The 1317-nt window shown below is 47.8% G+C and carries 1 protein-coding gene; it reads right to left on the reverse strand.

The window, feature by feature from the left end:
- Positions 1 to 130 precede the first annotated feature (130 nt).
- Positions 131 to 1317, reverse strand: a 1187-nt coding sequence (locus QUA13_RS32480) for a cadherin domain-containing protein (RefSeq protein WP_333205209.1), incomplete at its 5' end; no start/stop codon positions are given.

Raw genomic sequence — 1317 nt, forward strand, 5'->3', positions numbered from 1 at the left:
GTTCGTAATTCATATTATTAAGCTCATTTTTTCTTTTATTTTACCTAGAACGATCGCACTTTCGCAAGAGGTCTATTCTCTCCCAGCGCGGTGGCTCTAGTTCTTCTGAAGCCACCTTTCTCATCTTTATTTAGTCTAAACTACAGTAAAGACGATCGCTGCCATTACCCCCGCGCAACAAATCGTTATCATTGCCACCATAGACAACATCGTCGCCGTCGCCGCCATCGATGGTATCGTTTCCGGCGTTACCGTAGAGGACATCGCTACCTGCTAAACCGTCGATTTGATCGGCACTGGTAGTACCCCGCAGAATATCGTTATTGGGTGTGCCGTAGATAAACTCATCGATATCATTGATGTTAACCACCAACTCCTTCTCGTAACTCAGCCCTCCTTGATCTCTAGTCTGAACGCGGATGTTGTAAGTGGGCTTCGTTTCAAAGTCGGGGGAAGCGTTGATTCGCAGTTGGTTGCTGACAATGGAGAATGCACTATTATTGGTATCTCCCGTGCCTGCCACTAAACTGTAAGTAAAGGTATTGCCTGTGTCGGGGTCGGTGGTGGTGAAGGTACCGACTGTGCTGTTAGCGGCAACATTTTCATTAATACTGGTGTTGCTGAGAGTAAGGTCGGTTGGTGTTTCATTGACATTGTTAATGTTGACCACCAACGGCTTTTCGTAAGTCAGTCCCCCTTGATCTCTAGTCTGAACGCGGATGTTGTAAGTGGACTTCGTTTCAAAGTCGGGGGAAGCGTTGATTTGCAATTGGTTGCTGACAATGGAGAATGCACTATTATTGGTATCTCCCGTGCCTGCCACTAAACTATAAGTAAAGGTATTGCCTGTGTCGGGGTCGGTGGTGGTGAAGGTACCGACTGTGCTGTTAGCTGCAACATTTTCATTAATAGTGGTGTTGCTCAGACCCAGATCAGTGGGTGCAGTGTTAACCACAGCAGAAGACTCCAGCACAGCGGAGTTGAGAACAGATAACCAGCCATTGTTCGTCGTTCCTAAAGGAGCAGCGTTGTACCAGTCCCAGCCTAAAAAAACAATCTTACCAGAACCAGATGGAATCGACGCGACGGCTGCCCCGCCACTACCGTCGGTGTATATCTTACTACTGCCAGCAGGTAGATTAGAGAGCAGTGTAGTTGCACTATTAGCAGAAATGCTGGCCGGATCATCCGCAAACTCAGTTCCTAATGACGCAGTTGTTTTGGATAGGGAGCTGGTAGGCAGCCCTGTCAAGGTGAGTGCTGAGCCTGGTTTAGAAGCCTTGCTGTAGAAAGATGACGGTGACGTGAGTTCACTAT

The organism is Microcoleus sp. S28C3, assembly GCF_036700785.1.
Taxonomy (GTDB): domain Bacteria; phylum Cyanobacteriota; class Cyanobacteriia; order Cyanobacteriales; family Microcoleaceae; genus Microcoleus; species Microcoleus asticus.